Source organism: Marinifaba aquimaris (assembly GCF_013328345.1).
GTDB lineage: Bacteria > Pseudomonadota > Gammaproteobacteria > Enterobacterales > Alteromonadaceae > Marinifaba > Marinifaba aquimaris.
The window spans coordinates 65,960-81,971 of record NZ_JABULX010000015.1 but is presented as its reverse complement, the minus strand read 5'-3'; the positions used below and the strand labels follow the sequence as shown (position 1 = coordinate 81,971).

17 protein-coding genes and 1 pseudogene are annotated in these 16,012 nt (G+C 37.5%); 14 read left to right on the top strand and 4 right to left on the bottom strand.

Annotated elements, in window-relative coordinates; translation table 11 throughout:
- Positions 1–9 precede the first annotated feature (9 nt).
- From HR060_RS10980 to HR060_RS10935, 10 genes and pseudogenes are all read left to right on the top strand, one after another.
- Complete coding sequence (locus HR060_RS10980) at positions 10–465, top strand: hypothetical protein (protein WP_174200340.1); 456 nt, start codon at positions 10–12, stop codon at positions 463–465.
- The gene (locus HR060_RS10975; protein ID WP_174200339.1) at positions 465–1,319 is read left to right on the top strand and encodes a hypothetical protein; all 855 of its coding nucleotides are present in this window, start codon (positions 465–467) and stop codon (positions 1,317–1,319) included. The genes HR060_RS10980 and HR060_RS10975 overlap by 1 nt, the downstream gene beginning before the upstream one ends.
- Positions 1,309–1,725: a flagellar hook assembly protein FlgD gene (locus HR060_RS10970; RefSeq protein WP_174200338.1), complete on the top strand. Its 417-nt coding sequence runs from the start codon at positions 1,309–1,311 to the stop codon at positions 1,723–1,725. The genes HR060_RS10975 and HR060_RS10970 overlap by 11 nt, the downstream gene beginning before the upstream one ends.
- A gap of 10 nt (positions 1,726–1,735) precedes the next feature.
- Entirely contained in the window at positions 1,736–2,908 is a 1,173-nt protein-coding gene (flgF, locus tag HR060_RS10965) for a flagellar basal-body rod protein FlgF (RefSeq protein ID WP_174200337.1), read from the top strand.
- Positions 2,909–2,910: 2 nt separating this feature from the next.
- Complete coding sequence (locus tag HR060_RS10960) at positions 2,911–3,627, top strand: hypothetical protein (protein ID WP_174200336.1); 717 nt, start codon at positions 2,911–2,913, stop codon at positions 3,625–3,627.
- A gap of 1 nt (position 3,628) precedes the next feature.
- Positions 3,629–3,946, top strand: a complete 318-nt coding sequence (locus HR060_RS10955; RefSeq protein WP_174200335.1) for a FliM/FliN family flagellar motor switch protein — start codon at positions 3,629–3,631, stop codon at positions 3,944–3,946.
- A gap of 11 nt (positions 3,947–3,957) precedes the next feature.
- Positions 3,958–4,239 (top strand): hypothetical protein, encoded by a 282-nt coding sequence (locus tag HR060_RS10950; protein ID WP_174200334.1) that lies wholly within the window; start codon positions 3,958–3,960, stop codon positions 4,237–4,239.
- Positions 4,226–4,954, top strand: a complete 729-nt coding sequence (fliP, locus tag HR060_RS10945; RefSeq protein ID WP_174200333.1) for a flagellar type III secretion system pore protein FliP — start codon at positions 4,226–4,228, stop codon at positions 4,952–4,954. Before HR060_RS10950 ends, fliP begins: the two co-directional genes overlap by 14 nt.
- A gap of 4 nt (positions 4,955–4,958) precedes the next feature.
- Positions 4,959–5,615 (top strand): sigma-70 family RNA polymerase sigma factor, encoded by a 657-nt coding sequence (locus HR060_RS10940; protein WP_174200332.1) that lies wholly within the window; start codon positions 4,959–4,961, stop codon positions 5,613–5,615.
- A pseudogene (locus tag HR060_RS10935) lies at positions 5,606–5,746 on the top strand (NAD(P)/FAD-dependent oxidoreductase); the annotation flags it as partial. The gene HR060_RS10940 and the pseudogene HR060_RS10935, both read left to right, overlap by 10 nt.
- 332 nt (positions 5,747–6,078) lie before the next feature.
- Here the strand turns inward: HR060_RS10935 and HR060_RS10930 are convergent.
- Positions 6,079–7,293: a serine hydrolase domain-containing protein gene (locus HR060_RS10930; protein WP_174200331.1), complete on the bottom strand. Its 1,215-nt coding sequence runs from the start codon at positions 7,291–7,293 to the stop codon at positions 6,079–6,081.
- A 185-nt stretch (positions 7,294–7,478) separates the two neighbouring features.
- Between HR060_RS10930 and HR060_RS10925 the strand changes: the two genes are divergently transcribed.
- Entirely contained in the window at positions 7,479–8,015 is a 537-nt protein-coding gene (locus HR060_RS10925; protein WP_174200330.1) for a hypothetical protein, read from the top strand.
- Between the two features lie 99 nt (positions 8,016–8,114).
- Here the strand turns inward: HR060_RS10925 and HR060_RS10920 are convergent, their stop codons facing one another.
- Both HR060_RS10920 and cysZ read right to left on the bottom strand, forming a co-directional pair.
- A complete protein-coding gene (locus HR060_RS10920; RefSeq protein ID WP_174200329.1) occupies positions 8,115–9,113 on the bottom strand; it encodes a 2-hydroxyacid dehydrogenase in 999 nt (332 codons plus the stop codon).
- A gap of 19 nt (positions 9,114–9,132) precedes the next feature.
- On the bottom strand, positions 9,133–9,825 hold the full coding sequence (cysZ, locus tag HR060_RS10915; RefSeq protein WP_174200328.1) for a sulfate transporter CysZ: 693 nt from the start codon (positions 9,823–9,825) through the stop codon (positions 9,133–9,135).
- 95 nt (positions 9,826–9,920) lie between these two features.
- Between cysZ and smc the strand changes: the two genes are divergently transcribed.
- The 3 genes from smc (at position 9,921) to HR060_RS10900 (ending at position 14,849) form a co-directional block, all read left to right on the top strand.
- Entirely contained in the window at positions 9,921–13,409 is a 3,489-nt protein-coding gene (smc, locus tag HR060_RS10910; RefSeq protein ID WP_174200327.1) for a chromosome segregation protein SMC, read from the top strand.
- A 69-nt stretch (positions 13,410–13,478) separates the two neighbouring features.
- Positions 13,479–14,315 (top strand): cell division protein ZipA, encoded by an 837-nt coding sequence (gene zipA / locus HR060_RS10905; RefSeq protein ID WP_174200326.1) that lies wholly within the window; start codon positions 13,479–13,481, stop codon positions 14,313–14,315.
- Between the two features lie 144 nt (positions 14,316–14,459).
- Positions 14,460–14,849 (top strand): hypothetical protein, encoded by a 390-nt coding sequence (locus HR060_RS10900; protein ID WP_174200325.1) that lies wholly within the window; start codon positions 14,460–14,462, stop codon positions 14,847–14,849.
- Between the two features lie 5 nt (positions 14,850–14,854).
- On the opposite strand, the gene HR060_RS10895 is transcribed toward HR060_RS10900, so the two are convergent.
- Positions 14,855–15,940, bottom strand: coding sequence for a substrate-binding domain-containing protein (locus HR060_RS10895; RefSeq protein WP_174200324.1), 1,086 nt, complete (start codon positions 15,938–15,940; stop codon positions 14,855–14,857).
- Positions 15,941–16,012 lie beyond the last annotated feature (72 nt).

The window sequence follows — 16,012 nt, the reverse complement described above, 5'->3', positions numbered from 1 at the left end:
GGGGTGAACATGTCAACGAATAAAATCAAGCAGTCAATCAAAATAGCTGAGATATTTGCCAAGGTAAAAAATCAGGCCTTTATTTCTGAAGCGGGAAACCTTGCCAAAGCCCAGAATGAAGTTGAGGCTATAGCTGATCTTATTTTTGCGAAGAAAACACTTTTAGAAAAAGCCAATAGTTCACTTGATAATCAATCCGATATATTAATAACACACAATGTATGCCATGCATTTTTAAGCTCTAATGAACAAGAATTAAGAGAGTTAACCCTTGCCCACCAAGAAGCTAACAATAAAGTTGTTAAATCAAAAGCCAAGTTAGCCAGTTTACGAAAGCAACGAGAAAACTACCAAACTCAAGTAGATAACAAGCAGAGTGAACTCAATACACAGAATCTTAAATCACTTGAGATTGAATTGAATGATGCTTTTTCAATGAGATATAACACTCAGGAACAAAATTAATGATGATTGATTTGAAAGGTACTTTAGCTATAAACGGACAGCAGCTTGTTAATAATACAACTAGTAGTATAAGTGGTGCTCACTTACTGGATTTTGTTCAACATTTATCAGAAAAAGCTCAAGATCAAACGGCTTATGAAAATCAACTTGTTAGCAAAGTAACCTTTGAAGACCGTGTTTTTAATCGAGACGTTATTCCTTCGCATCAAATTGCTAATGAAGACTACAACAAGATGGGTAATCGATTAAATCAAGCACTATTTCAAGCAGAATATCAGAACGAGTTACCTAATAAACAGATACATTTTACTGAGAATCAAAGCTTAGAAGACATCGCTAATTATAAAACAACTATTCTATTTAAGTTTTATGCCACAAATGAAGTTTCATTTACGCTGTTTCATCACGGTTCTCAAGAAACGTCTTTGCAAGTTGACCCCTTAAATAATATTAAAAGTAATTCCAAGTTTAATGGCCCTTTAACAATATTACCTAATTTAAGCTGGCAATTTTCTCACGTTACTGAAAGTTCAAAGCAATACGGTGAAAGTATTCGCTATTCAACTAATTCAAATCAAATTTTGAATAACTCTAAATTAGTTGAAAGTAACAAAGCTAATGAAAAACTGATTTATGCCCACTTTAGTCATCCAATTTTATCAAAGAACTTTTTCTCTACTACAAGCAGTAATGGGCAAAAATTTTGGATACGTGACTTTAACTTGGCAAAAAATCAAAGCCAGGAGCTAATAGCAATGATTCAAGAAAACCCATTTGAATCAAAACAAGAAATAAAAGAAATCAATATTAATGGCCAAGTGGTTTGGCAAAAAGGAAACGGACATGACAGTTGAAGCCATTGGAAATCAAATATCAACTAATGCAGTTGAAGCGAGCAATTCTAGTATTTCGCAAGAAGACTTTGTAGAGTTATTTTTAGCACAATTAAATTTCCAAGACCCTCTTGAACCTCTTAATAATCGTGAGTTTCTTGCCCAATTGGCTCAGTTTTCAACATTAGAGCAAGGTAGATTGACTAATGAAAACCTAACTGGTTTGTTATCGATGACGAGTTCTGGCCAGTCATTATCTTTGCTAGGGAAGAATGTTCAAGTTCAAACAGCAAGCGGAGTCAGTTTTGAAGGAAGAGTGGAGTCTGCAGATTATTCATCTACAGGGCCTTTACTATCGATTAGAAATACACAAGGTGAGTTAACTGAAAATATCTCACTGAGCCAAATACAAATAATTGAAGATTAAGGAAGAAAGTATGTTCCAATCGTTTTATACCGGTTTGTCAGGGTTGTTCTCCTTTTCGAAGAACCTAGATACGGTGAGTAATAATATTGCAAATATGAGTACACCTGGATACAGAGGCAAAGATGCATTTTATAAAAGCCTTAATAGTGGTGATGGAGCAGGCCACGGTACCCAGCTTGATGAAATTGCTTACCGCTTTACAAACGGTGACATCAAACAAACGGGTAACGTTACTGATCTTGCAATAACGGGGGAAGGTTTTTTTGTTTTACTGCAAGATGATAATACGTTGTATACAAGGGCTGGGCAGTTTTCATTTGATCAAAGTGGTAACTTAATCGATAAAAATTCTGGTGGCACTGTTGCAGCTCTAGATGATAATGGTCAGGTTGTCCCTTTCAATATCGATGCTTTCCAAGTTTCAGCACCTGAAGCTTCAACAAGTATTTCATTATCAGGTAATTTGTCTTCTGGAGGCGTTAGCCATGAGATAAGTTCGGTAAGTGTAATAAATGCCTTAGGCGAAGAAAAGTTTGTCACATTATCATTTTCGAATAACTCAAGTGTGACAACAGGCAGTTGGTTAGTCGATATTACCGATCAAGAAGGGAACGTAATAAAATCTGGGGAAATTCGCTTTGATAACGATGGCACACCACTAAATAGCGCTAATTCGTTAACTTTTGATTTAGCTGATTCAATGGGAGGTAAAACTCCGATTACATTGAATTTTGGTGATAATGGTAGTTTTGCTCAATCTACTTCTGTTGATGGTGGAGGCACATCAACGTTACAAGCCTCTGTTGAAGATGGTTTAAAAATTGGTTCTTTGAGTGCACTCGAATTTCAAAGTGATGGCTCTATTGAATTTACTTATAGTAACGGCCAAAAGGTTACAGGGCCCAAGCTAGCTATGGCAAAGTTTGCGAATGAGCAAGCTCTAGAGCTTGTAAATGGCGCAGTTTTTAAAGCTGATGACACATCAAGTCGAGTGATTAATATTGCTGGGCAGTCAGGCATAGGTACGATTGAAGGGAAAAGTATTGAGCTTTCCAACGTTGACCTATCTCAGGAATTTGCTGACATGCTAATTATTCAAAGGGGATATCAGGCTAGCTCAAGAGTCTTAAATGCAGCTGATCAATTGTTGGATAAGCTCTATGAAAATACAAGAGGGGGGTAATAGTGCCTGTAACTCACTCTTGCTTATTAAGTAATAAACGAAAAAAAGCGATACAGGAAAAAATCGAGAAGACTGTTGAACGATGGCAAAGAGCTTGGTTTCAACAGCCATCTTTCTTAATTGAAGTTAACTTTTCAACTAAGCCATTTCAAGGTTTTACTCCTGATGCAACACATAAAAAAATTAGCGAAGGGATTCTGATTAAATCATGCCCATCTAATAAACAAGCACTTACATTAGCTTTATTTGGAACAATCCAAATTGATAAAGTTGATGAACACTTAGTTTCATCTACGGTAAATGATTGCTTTAGTGATTTATGTGCAGAAGTTGATAATGATTTTGCTTCTAAAATCAATACTAACTCAAGGGACATATACGCTGTTGAGGCGTTAGTAATTGACAAAACAACAAAACAGCCACTGTTTAATATTGTTTTTGCTAGCTGGTTATTTTTAGTCGACATCAATTATCAAAATAACAACAAGATTAGTATCGTAAAAAGCTTACTCAATGAAAAAGTTAAACTCCAAGTGAAAGCTAAAATTGAGCCCGTAGCCATAGACACCCTTTTTAATTTAAAAAAAGGAGATGTCTTTAAATTAGAACAGAAATTAGATCAACCATTCTATCTTTCCATATCCAATGATGGGGCCTTAATACCTGGTTACTTACTTAGTTCTAAAGACAATAAATCAATGATCATAATGGATAAATAATATGTCTAAAGTAGTTAATGAAATTGAATACACAAATGCTGATGAGATTACTGACCAACATAAAACGAATAAGTCAGCTTTTGATATTGAGTTAATAAAAGATATCGAGGCAAGCTTAACTGCTGTAATAGGTGAAACTAAATTGAGTGTATCAGACCTATATAATTTGAAAGTCGGTGAGGTTGTTGAATTAGAGCAGCTAATTGAAGAGCCAGTAAAATTAGTTTTGGGCAAGAATGAACTTGCACAAGGTAGGCTTATTGCTGTTGATGATTGTTATGGTGTAGAAATAACAAGCGTCTCAACAATTACTGATTAATTTGAATTCATATGTCAGATTTGAAGTTCAAAGCAGTTGATAACAGCTTCCCTGTAGAAATCGTTATCGTATTAGTCTTTTTGTCTCTGATATTAGCTGTAGTTTGGTTTCTCAAACAGCAACAATTAACAAGCAAGACTGATTCTAAAATGAAGATTACCCATTTAGGTAAAACTAGAAGACTAGTTGAAATTAACCATGATGGTAAAAAGTACCTCTTATATGAATCTGATACGTCAGTAATTAATTTAGATAAAAGTGACGTTGTTAAGGATAAAAATGATAAAACTTAACTTCTTATTGTTGTTTCTTTATTTCGTTCCGAATTACGCAATGGCTGCTTCTGGAATAACTGACAATACGATTACTCAGATAAACGAATTAGCACCGGAATTAAAAATAGCAGCATCTCTGGGTTTGCTATCTTTTTTACCTATTGCATTAATCGCAACAACGGCCTTCACTAGGATAATTATTGTTTTGGCGATGCTTCGTCACGCACTTGGTTTGCAGCAATCTCCGCCTAATATTGTTTTAATTACACTGGCACTTTTTTTAACTTTTTTCACCATGAGTCCTGTCTATGAAAAAGTAAATGAGGAAGCTCTTAAACCATATCTTAATCAAGAAATAAATTATCAAGTAGCCTTTGATAGAGCTTCGAAACCAATTAAAGCTTTCATGCTAAGTCAAACAAGTGAAGATAACTTTCAAACAATAATTAAAATGTCTGGAGCAAATATGCCTAATGATGCTGATGAAGTTTCATTTGTTCAGCTTATCCCAGCTTTTTTATTGAGTGAATTGACTACTGCTTTTAAGATTGCATTTGTTATATTTCTACCTTTTCTTGCTATTGATTTAATTACCGCAAGTACACTTATGTCGCTCGGTATGATCATGGTTCCCCCCATTACAGTTGCATTGCCACTGAAAGTTATGCTTTTTGTACTGATAGATGGATGGGGGCTAATTGCTGGTTCATTAATTTCAAGCTTTATAAATTGATTTTATGGATAAAAATCAATTGTTTGAAAAATATCAAAATTGGGCTAGGAATGTGGCTAATCAGCTTTATCGAAAAACAAATTTCTCAGGTGCAGAGTATGATGATTATCTACAGTATTCCTACCTAGGGTTAATGGAAGCGATTAATAATTTCGACGAGAACCAGGAAGGGACTTTCATTGCATATTCTCAATTAAGGATAAAAGGAACAATCTTAAATTCAATTTTTAAATTCAGCGAGTATAGCTGGTCCAGACATAAGTTGAGGGCAATTAAAAATGAGTATGTTGATAGTATTGTCAATGGTGTAGAAGAAACTTTACCTCATGCTGAAGAGGCTCTTAGAAGCCTAATTACACAAATAACTTATGACATATTAATTAATCAAACCTCCGAGCAGAGCGAAGATATTAGGGCTGTAGATGGTGCGATTTACGATTCATTAGAATATAAGCTGATGATAGATAAAATCAAACATAGGCGAGAAACCTTACCACCTGATTATCAGTCTGTGATTGGTTTATATTACAACTTAGGACAAAGCTATTCGGAAATAGCTTCAATTTTAGATCTCAGTAAAACTCAAGTTTTCAATATACATAAAAAAGCCATCAACCTTATTAGGGATAGCTTAACTGAACATTCTAGCTACTCAATATAACTTTATTTGAAGCTAAAAAGTCTAAAGGGCTTTACTTTATTGGAGAAGTAACTGAAGTTACAGGTTGGCTAGGCGGCTATAACTTCCAATATGCCTGGAGTTGCGGTTGGGCCTGTGGCCAGGCTTGTTAACTTGCTTTTATGCTAATTTAATTGGCTCTAGCTTTGAACTCATTGGGGCATATTCAATAGGTGAAGGCCACCAAAAAAAATTCGAATCTGTATTAGTTTTACGGGGGACATCAAACTTTTGTAATTTATCATTTTTGTAGTATTTACAAGCAGGTAATGCCGTTAAGGCCATGATGATAAATAGCAAATGTAAAGAATGTCCTTTAATCATGGTGTTGATGTGCTCAGTAGTTTCCTCATTAGTAACTAGCTTACCAAATAAGGTTTTCTGCTCTGTATCTAATTGTAACGGTTAGTACAGAGCAAAAATAAACGCGCTTTTAATATGATACCTACTGCATTGCTCGGTATCGATCTTCAAGTAATTTTAGCGTTTCGTCTACGGCCCTCTTAGCATTCTCTCCGCCCATATTGGTTACCGCTAAAAAAGCAACATTTTCATCTGGTAAGGCCAAATTAACGACATAAAAGCTACCTGTACTGCCTGCATGATTAAAACTATGCTGCTCAATATTATGGCCCCAACCTAGGGCATATTGAATATTATCATTATCTTCTAATGTACTGACTCTTGGAGTGTGTAACTTCTGGTATGTTTCAGCAGTGAGTAAGTTATTTTCACCATTGATGCCCATAAGGTGCGCATTTAAAAAAGTTGCCATGGCGGTTAAATCCATGTTGGTGGTACCAGCAGGCCCTAATGCAAGTGGAAGTATATTAACACTTGGGGCTGTACCCGAATGCCCTTGTGGTTGCAGGCCAGGTTCATCATGAGCAGGGGCTCCAAACCCAAAGTTAGTAATACCTAAAGGTGCAAATACTTGTTGAGCTATGAGTGTTTCCCAGTTCTGGCCTGAGATCGTTTCCAACATATGACCCGCAACGATATAACTTGCATTACTGTAGAGAAAAGTACCTTCAGAGACGGCTGGTTCAGTATTTAGAATATCTGAAGTTAATTGCCTTCTTTGCTCTAACATAGGGCGGTTTGATGAAAGCCAATTACTGGAGAAAAAATTAGGCGGATTAACCAACAACCCTGATGACATTGAAAGTAATTGTTCTAATGTAATATTGTGATAAGCAGGGTTAATTGTACCAACTAGATCCGGCATGGTCTCGGCAATTGTTGAGTCAAAGCGAATTTGCTGGTTTTCAACCATAACAGCGGCAAGGGTCGCCGTCATTGGTTTTGTGTATGACCCAATTGACCATCTATCTGTACTGGTTACTGGATTATCTTCACCTTGGGTGCGTTCACCTGTCACCGTTAAATTAACCAGCTCACCATTTTGAATAATAACCGTCCCTAATGCGGGTAGGTTGTAAGTATTTTTAATATGCTCTAGTTTTTCTCTAAGTAAACCATCGCCTTGGGTACCTATGGTCAATGTTGTTGAATTATTGGTTACCGTTTGATGCTGCTGGCTTGTAGATGTATTTCGTGATTGATTATTTGACGATTGACTACTGCCGCCGCCACAAGCCGTTATTAACGTTATGAGGTAAGTGTAAATAAACAACTTTGTTGCTACTAGGTACTTCATTGTAATGGTCCTTTTTTGCTTTTAGCTTGTCTTATTTATGAGATTAAAGCTCTGCATTTAAACGTATTTGGCATTTACTCACCTTATTAACTCAACTTATATTGTATCCAATTGAACTATATAGGCTTATCTGAAAACGTGTGTTAGTGTTTAATTTAAACAAGGATTAAACATAGGGATAGTAAATGAATACCCGCAACAAAATTTCATCGAGCATATTATTCGTACTTATTCTTGTATTAATAGCATTACTGATACAAAGCCACACCAGCGCTGCCAACAATCAAGTACGTGAAATTTACCGTGCTGATTTTCAGTATTCCGATTTCGATAGCTTTGAACGTTCTTGGCAAGATGCAGCTTTAATCGCTGTCAATGTGATTGGTGAAACGCAAGATGTACTGACTTTGGAAATAGAATACATGTACGCGGGTACGAGAGGAGAATATGCAACAACGTGCGGTCGTATACATCAAGATGGCAAAGCCTTGCTACTAGGGTGTCGACCAAACGGTATTCAAAAGGGGCACCATAAAGTTAAAGTGCAATATTCGAGTTATTCTGAAACACCAGATAGCATGTGCTCTGATCAGGTTATTTTCCATATTTACGATAAAAAAGGTCACGGCATTTTTAATCAAGCCTTTACGTATCATAAAACTTGGCTTCGCTCAGATGTAAATTGGCTTAGCAAGATAAAGCAGCTTTTTTATTTTTGTTGATGGGGCTCTGGTAAATGCAGCAACACTAAATCTAAACTAAGTCAAACAGCCACAACCAGTTCGTTGCTTTCTGATTGTGGCATATTGGGTCAAACGACATTAAGCCACGCGATTACTCGCTTTAATTTGGTTATTGCGCATATCCATTAAGTTTTGCACAACTGTGTCGGTAATATTGATAAGGGCTTCTTTAGTAAAAAATGCCTGATGGCCGGTGATGACCACATTAGGAAAAGTCAGTAATCTGGCAAATACATCATCTTGTAATAGCTGATTAGACAAGTCGTCAAAAAACAAATCACCTTCTTCTTCATAAACGTCCAGCCCTACATAACCAACTTGACCAGTTTTGAGGCCACGGATAATGGCTTTGGTATCAATTAGCCCACCACGACTCGTGTTGATCACCATAACGCCTTTTTTTGTCTTAGCTAAGGTTTCATCGTTAATGAGGTATTGCGTTTCTGGCATAAGCGGGCAATGCAGAGAAATGATGTCTGCACGGTTAAGTGCCTGATCTAAATTAACGTATGGGATATCGAGCGCTAGCAGGTCAGGGTTTGGGTAGGGGTCATAAGCAACCACATTGCAGCCAAGCCCTTTCATTACTTTAGCAAAGGTTGCGCCTATTTTACCTGTGCCAAATACCGCCACAGTTTTACCATGGAGGTCAAAGCCCAATAAGCCATGAATAGAGTAGTCGTTTTCACGAATACGCGTGTGCGCACGATGGATGTTTCGATTAAGCGCAAGAATTAAAGCAAGGGCGTGTTCAGCAATTGCATGAGGAGAGTACTCAGGTACTCGGGCTACTCGAATACCTAATTCTTTGGCTTTATCTAGATCAACCTGATTAAAGCCAGCGCAGCGAAGACTTATATCTTTTATATTAAAGGCTACTAGTTGTGTCAGTACATCTGCATCTATATTGTCATTTACAAAGCAACAGATGGCATCGCTGCCTTTGGCCAAGATGGCGGTATCTTTATTGAGATGAGCTTCATAAAACTCAAACTCTAAATTGGCATTAAAGGTGTCATTGGCGCTAGTGAGATATTCCTTGTCGTAGGGTTTTGTACTGAAAACAGCTACTTTCATACTTTCAATATTCCTTTTGTTAACGTCGATGGTATTTTTCCACCCATAGTTTAGTCGCTCCACATACAGCAACGGGCATGACTAAAAAATTTAATATTGGGATCATAGTACAAATAAGAGCACTGGTGCCGAAACTAAAGCTCTGGCCTTTGTTTTGCCAAAGCTCGTCACGCATTTCATTAAATTCTATTTGATGGTTATCAAACGGGTAATCACAATACTGAATAGCTAACATCCATGCGCCGAATAGAAACCATAAAACAGGCCCAATAAAGGGGATCCAAAACAAAATAAAGAAGCCTATGGTTTTTGGAATCGAATATACGAGCTTTTGCCACTCTCGTTGCAATGAACGTTTGAGCATTTGGTTGAAGCTTTCTTCGACGTTGGGCTTTTCACCCGTTAGTAATGCCTGTACACGCTCTGACAAAATGCCATTAAACGGTGCGGCGATAAAATTCGCCACGGCGGTAAATAAAAAATAAAAACTAAGTAAGGTTAACAGCACAACAAATGGCCCAACTAAATAACTTAACCACGTTAGCCAACTGGGTAATAAACTCAGTACCCATTCATTCAGGGAAGAAAGCTGATTTAGTAAATAGATAAACGCACCCGTAAAGATGATGATATTGATGATAAGCGGTATAAAAACAAAGCGTTTTAAACCTTTTTGGCTAATTAATGAAAAGCCTGAGAGGAAATAATTCATATCGAGTAACTATTGATTGTTGTTAACTTTTGCTTCTGATATGTTTCACTATTGGTTGAGCAAACTCAAGAATAATTACTACAAACTCACAGTCGATGCGGTTAAAACAAATAAAATTAGCTGGTTTTAAATCATTCGTAGACCCTACGACGGTTCCGTTTCCTGCTTCGATGACAGCAATCGTTGGTCCAAATGGTTGTGGTAAATCTAATATTATTGATGCGGTTCGCTGGGTATTAGGCGAAAGCTCTGCCAAAAACTTGCGTGGCGATGCGATGACCGACGTCATCTTTAATGGCTCAACCGCTCGAAAACCCGTATCTCAAGCCAGCATAGAACTGGTATTTGACAATAGTGAAGGGCGTTTACAAGGCGAATATGCCAAGTATACGGATATCGCTGTTAAGCGTATTGTGACACGTGATGCGGTTTCAACTTATCTTATCAATGGCAGTAAATGCCGAAAAAAAGACATTACCGAATTATTTTTAGGTACAGGGCTAGGTCCAAGATCGTATGCCATCATCGAGCAGGGCATGATCTCAAGGTTAATTGAATCTAAACCTCAAGAGCTAAGATTATTTATTGAAGAAGCGGCGGGGATCTCTAAATACAAAGAACGGCGCCGTGAAACCGAAAACCGCATTCGCCATACCCGTGATAACCTTGAGCGATTAGATGATTTAAGAGCTGAATTACAGCAGCAATTAGAAAAGCTTCAGCGACAAGCCTCGGCGGCTAAACGCTATAAAGACCTAAAAGCGCGTGAACGCAAACTTAAAGCTGAATATTCTGCTTTGCGTTGGTTGCGGATGAATGGTCAAACAGAACGTTTAGATGCTGATATCAGCCAGAAAAATTTGGCGTTAGAACAACTTTTATCACAGCACCAAGGTGATGAAGGTGAAATGCAAACGCACAAGACGAAACAAGCTGAATTTAAACACAAGCTAGAGCAAATCAATCAGACCCTTTTTAAAATTGGTCAGGCCATTACTAAAGAAGAACAAACTCAGTTTCATTTAAAAGAAAAAAAGCAAAATTTAATCAGGCAACAAGCTACGCATGAAGCTGAACTGACACAACTTAAGGCTCAAAATACTGAGCTAGAGGAGCAAAAGGCAGCGCTTGAAGAAACCTTAGAATTTAATCTTCCCGAATTAGAAATTATCGAACAAGCTCAGGATGAGGCTCAGATTGCATTAGATGATGCAGAAACACAGCAAAAACAAGAGCTAGCTAAATGGCAGGCTGATTCCGAGCAATACTTTAAGTCAGATAGTGAATTGAAGGCTAATCAGCACCAAATCATCTCGTTAACACGCTTGATAGAACGGGGACAGCTTCAAATTGATAAACTATCAAACGAACTTAAAGCTAGTGACGGTGAAGATGGAGAAAGTATCGATGGGCTCTTTGAACAATTAGAAAACGATAAGCTTGCGTTTAAAATGTGCCAAGAGGCCTTGCAAACCCTCGGTGACCAATTAGTTCACAGTAAACAAGCACTAAATGAACTGGAAAAATCCAAGGTAGCATTACAAGCTCAGTATCACCAATTAAAGGCTAAACAAACGTCACTCTCGACATTGATTGAAAATCAACAACCTTGCTCTGAAGATGAACTTATAACATTCCTTTCATCGTTAGGTTATGACGATGTGAGCAGTATCTATGATGCGATCGAAGTAGAACCTGAATGGGCATGTGCTGTAGAACACGTACTCAATACACAAACTCAGCACATTATTAGCAAAAGCGATTCAAAACCTATTAATGAAGATATCAGTAACAGCCCAGCACAGATAAAGCTATATCATTCACAGAATGAATCGTTACATTCTAGCAATCAGATGCCTTACCACGCTGATTCATTGGCTCAGTTTGTAAAAGGTCCTGAGCACATCAGGCAGTTATTTAGCAATGTGCTTGTTAAAGGCCATTTAAGTGAGCTGACGTCAAATCAAAGTATTATCAATCAACAGGGCGTGTGGATTGGCCACCAGTTTAGCTATATTCCAAGTGGTAAAGTTGAGAATAGATTGTCATTACTTGCCGATTTAAAGGCGGTTGATGCTGAAATATCGGTTGTAGAACAAAAACTCGAAACAATGTCAGCTGATATAATAGAAAAACAAACTGATGTTGAGCGCATCACACAAAACTATAAACTAAAAGAGCAAGACCAGGCTGCCCACAAGGTACAAATCACCAACCTCGAACACAAAATTTCAATTGAACAAGAGCAACAACAACGAGCGGCGAAAAAGCGTCAACAGCTCCAACAAGAAGTTAGTGACACTAGAGAAACAATCGAGCTTGAACTTGCACAGAAAATGGAATTAGAAGAGCAGGCCATTGAGTTAAGTGCAACATTGCAAACCTATCAAGCGCAGCAAGATGCGACCCGTAATACTAAAGCAAAGGGTGAGCAGAAAATACAAGCCCTGCGCAGTCAGTTAGAGTCGGTAAAAAACCAAAAACACAGCTTGGTATTAACAATTGAACAAGACAAGAACAAACTCCAATCTTGTGCCCAACATTTAAAACAAGTACTACAGCGACTCGATACTAAACATGCACAAGTACAACAAGGCAATGAAGAACTGACAGAAGTTGATTTTCCTCTTGAAGATAGTGCTATTCAATTACAGGAAAATATATTGTTCAAACAAGAAACTGAACAAGAAAGAGCACTCATTGCAGACCAGCTTATTGATGTTGAGCAGTTGATCGCTGATTTAGAAAAAGGTCAACACGGCGTATTTACTAAAGCTGAAAAACTCAAAGAGCAAATTGCCGCATTAAAAATTGAACGAGAAGGTTATAACGTTCGCGCAATTGCCGTTTTAGATGTATTAAAAGAGCTCGATGTGAATCTAAAAACGGTATTAGATGAATTATCTGACGATGCTGATGAGGATACATGGCAACAGGATTTAGAAAAGACAACACTTTCTATTAATCGATTGGGAGCAATTAACCTCGCTGCAATTGAAGAGTACGATCATCAAAGTGAACGCAAAACGTATTTAGATGCGCAGAATATCGATCTTGTTAATGCTTTGGACACGCTTGAAGAAGCTATTCGGAAAATTGATAAGGAAACAAAGGCCAAATTTAAAGAAACCTTTGATACGGTTAATCACGGCTTGCAAACGTTATTTCCGAAAGTCTTTGGTGGAGGCTCTGCTTATTTAGATTTAACTGGTGAGGATTTACTCGATACTGGCGTTACTATCATGGCAAGGCCACCCGGTAAAAGAAACAGCACAATACATTTACTCTCTGGCGGTGAAAAGGCATTAACTGCACTATCTTTAGTTTTTTCAATTTTCAAATTAAACCCAGCTCCTTTTTGTATGCTTGATGAAGTGGATGCACCACTTGATGATGCAAATGTTGGGCGTTTTTGTCGATTGGTCAAAGAGATGTCAGATACAGTGCAATTTGTTTTCATTTCGCATAACAAAATAGCGATGGAGATGGCAGATAATTTAGTCGGTGTAACCATGCAGGAACCTGGTGTTTCCAGAATGGTTGCTGTTGACATGGAAAAAGCAATAGAACTTGCTGAAATTTAATAACGCATCATGTTAATCTAATAAATAGCTAACATGTGAACACAAGTTTTGGATAAAACAGGTACATAGATGGAAGATTTTCGCGGCGTATTAATGGTCTTAGGTGGCTTAGCCATTGCAGGTTTAGTTATACATGGCATTTGGACGGTTCGTAAAAACGATAAGAAACACCAAGTAGAAGAAGGTGTTGAGCTAGAAGTAGAAGATGAAATAGTTGAGAAAGACAACAAACTTAGTAAAAAATTCTCCCTCAAAGAAAAACTATCAACCGATACACAAGAACAAAATAAAACACGTGTAGAGCCTAATTTAGATGGTCATGTTGATGTACCAAGTGATGATGATCAACTTCAAATAAAACTTCCAGAAGAAGATATTAAGCCACTTGTAGCAACTCAAGACGATGAGCCCGTTGTTGAAGTGGAGCAAGAAAAAGCGGCAGAGACAACTGAAACCAAGGTTAACACCGAAGCCGGTCAACCAGAGGAAGTATTAATCCTTAACGTGATGGCAGCTGAAGGACAGCAGATATCTGGTGCTAGTTTATTACCATTTTTATTAACACTTGGATTTAAATATGGCGAGATGAAAATTTTCCACCGCCATGAAGATAGTGCAGGCAGTGGCGATGTTCTGTTTAGCCTAGCTAATATGTTTAACCCCGGTACGTTTGATATCGATAATATGGAAACATTTTCAACTCAAGGTTTATCTTTATTTATGAGCCTTCCTGTGACAGGTGATCCAAATCAAGTATTTAACATGATGCACAATGCCGCTAAAAAATTAGCTGCAGAATTCAATGGCCAAGTATTAGATGGGCAACGCAGTGTTTTAACGAGTCAAACTGTACAACACTACAAAGAGCGCATTCGTGAATTTGAACGTCGACAACTGCTGAAGTAATTTTTGTTAACCAGTTCACAAAAAGCCACCTTAGGGTGGCTTTTTTATTACATTTTTTTTACATTTATCTTGGGTTTTGATAAATAATTGTATATGATTTGTTTAATTATACACGTGTTAGTAGTAGTGGTTTAAGGGAATAGCATGAAGAAGATATTTTTAATTGGCTTACTGAGTTTTGCCTATTATCAATTAGTCGATGCTAAAGATTATCAGATAGAGCCTATGTCAATTAACGGCTACAGCGTAGAAACGATTGACGAGCACCCGATCCCTGAAGATACCTATTTCCAATTACTCGACGCTTTAGCTACTGAGTTTTGTCAAATAAACAACGGTGCTCATGGCTATTCAATTCAATCTTGTAATCACTACAAAGAAGTTAAGTTAAATAAATGTAAAAATTCTTACCTCTTTGGCACACATGTTTTTGTTTCATCTACTGCTGAGCATGAAAGGCTAGGGCTTGCATACCTAGATTGCATATTACCTATCGCTTATGTTTCACCCTACCAAGTAATATTGGAACCCTGATACAGCTAATAAGATAGCGCTTTAACGATCATATCAGCATTAAACTGATACGCTTTTTGCTCATTGTGATAAAGACTAAACTGCTTAAAATCTACTTTCTTTAAATCTTCTGGTTGAAATAAGCGCTGATAATCTGAAATGTTATCTTTATTAATAAGTGACATTTGTATGTGGGGCTTGTTATCACCTTTAATGAACACTGGCTGACCTTTCTCGTGATCGTAAATCTTCAATAAACTCAATGCACCTTGTAAAAAATGGCCACCAACACTGGCTGTCATCTGATCTTTTTCAATCGCTTTTAAGGCGGATGGTAGCCAATCAAAACCACCGATAAACATGTTTTGATTAAGCTCAATGTTCGAGTATGCAGATGTGGCCTCTATGATGCCTAGCGCCATTTTATCTGAAGCTGACCAAACGATATCTATATCATTGTGCTTATTGTAAATAATGCCAAACTTCTCTTGTGCTTGTTCGGCACTCCACTGTGCGGGGATAATACGAATAATATTGTGTTTATTTTGGCTAAAAATATGTTTTTTGAATCCCTTAGCACGATCTAGAGATTCGGAATAATAATCCCCGTTAAAACCAATTAAGTTCAGGCTCTTTTCCGGTTTCTTTGATTGAGCAGCATCTATTAAAGCTTGGGTAAGCTCATGGCTGGCTTTGATGTTATCGTGATATATCTCACCTAACCAATACTGATATTTTTGCCTTGGCAGGGCGATGACTTCTTCTAGCGCTTGCCAGTCGAATACTCGCTCCATAGTAACAAAAGGTATTTTAGCTTTTTCTAGAATATTGAATGATTTTACAATGCTGCCACCGTAGGGCATAAACACTACGTAATCTGGCTTGGTTTCCATTGTAGGTATTGTCTCGATCACTTCTGATTGAATGATGCGATAACTGTGTGAATAAAGGTAATTGACTTGTATATCTAAATCTTCAGCAGCTGCGGTGGTAGCAGCGCGTACATACTTCCAGAAAGGTTCTTTTTCATCAGTTGGGCAGACGAAAACAATGTTAAGTGCAAAGGAAGGGAAACTTGTAATAAGTAATAAAGCAAACAAACAAAAACGCACTTAACAATCTCAAACCATACTAACAGTGTTTCTAGTATGTAATATTGGATGTTAAGTGCGCAAGTATTTTAA

What these genes read in the sequence shown, in the direction of transcription:
- fliP (WP_174200333.1), top strand. Translation starts at nt 4,226, where the DNA reads ATGATAAAACTTAACTTCTTATTGTTGTTTCTTTATTTCGTTCCGAAT.
- flgF (WP_174200337.1), top strand. Translation starts at nt 1,736, where the DNA reads ATGTTCCAATCGTTTTATACCGGTTTGTCAGGGTTGTTCTCCTTTTCG.
- HR060_RS10930 (WP_174200331.1), bottom strand. Translation starts at nt 7,293, where the DNA reads ATGAAGTACCTAGTAGCAACAAAGTTGTTTATTTACACTTACCTCATA.
- cysZ (WP_174200328.1), bottom strand. Translation starts at nt 9,825, where the DNA reads ATGAATTATTTCCTCTCAGGCTTTTCATTAATTAGCCAAAAAGGTTTA.
- HR060_RS10940 (WP_174200332.1), top strand. Translation starts at nt 4,959, where the DNA reads ATGGATAAAAATCAATTGTTTGAAAAATATCAAAATTGGGCTAGGAAT.
- HR060_RS10980 (WP_174200340.1), top strand. Translation starts at nt 10, where the DNA reads ATGTCAACGAATAAAATCAAGCAGTCAATCAAAATAGCTGAGATATTT.
- smc (WP_174200327.1), top strand. Translation starts at nt 9,921, where the DNA reads ATGCGGTTAAAACAAATAAAATTAGCTGGTTTTAAATCATTCGTAGAC.
- HR060_RS10955 (WP_174200335.1), top strand. Translation starts at nt 3,629, where the DNA reads ATGTCTAAAGTAGTTAATGAAATTGAATACACAAATGCTGATGAGATT.
- HR060_RS10925 (WP_174200330.1), top strand. Translation starts at nt 7,479, where the DNA reads ATGAATACCCGCAACAAAATTTCATCGAGCATATTATTCGTACTTATT.
- HR060_RS10975 (WP_174200339.1), top strand. Translation starts at nt 465, where the DNA reads ATGATGATTGATTTGAAAGGTACTTTAGCTATAAACGGACAGCAGCTT.
- HR060_RS10900 (WP_174200325.1), top strand. Translation starts at nt 14,460, where the DNA reads ATGAAGAAGATATTTTTAATTGGCTTACTGAGTTTTGCCTATTATCAA.
- HR060_RS10970 (WP_174200338.1), top strand. Translation starts at nt 1,309, where the DNA reads ATGACAGTTGAAGCCATTGGAAATCAAATATCAACTAATGCAGTTGAA.
- zipA (WP_174200326.1), top strand. Translation starts at nt 13,479, where the DNA reads ATGGAAGATTTTCGCGGCGTATTAATGGTCTTAGGTGGCTTAGCCATT.
- HR060_RS10920 (WP_174200329.1), bottom strand. Translation starts at nt 9,113, where the DNA reads ATGAAAGTAGCTGTTTTCAGTACAAAACCCTACGACAAGGAATATCTC.
- HR060_RS10950 (WP_174200334.1), top strand. Translation starts at nt 3,958, where the DNA reads ATGTCAGATTTGAAGTTCAAAGCAGTTGATAACAGCTTCCCTGTAGAA.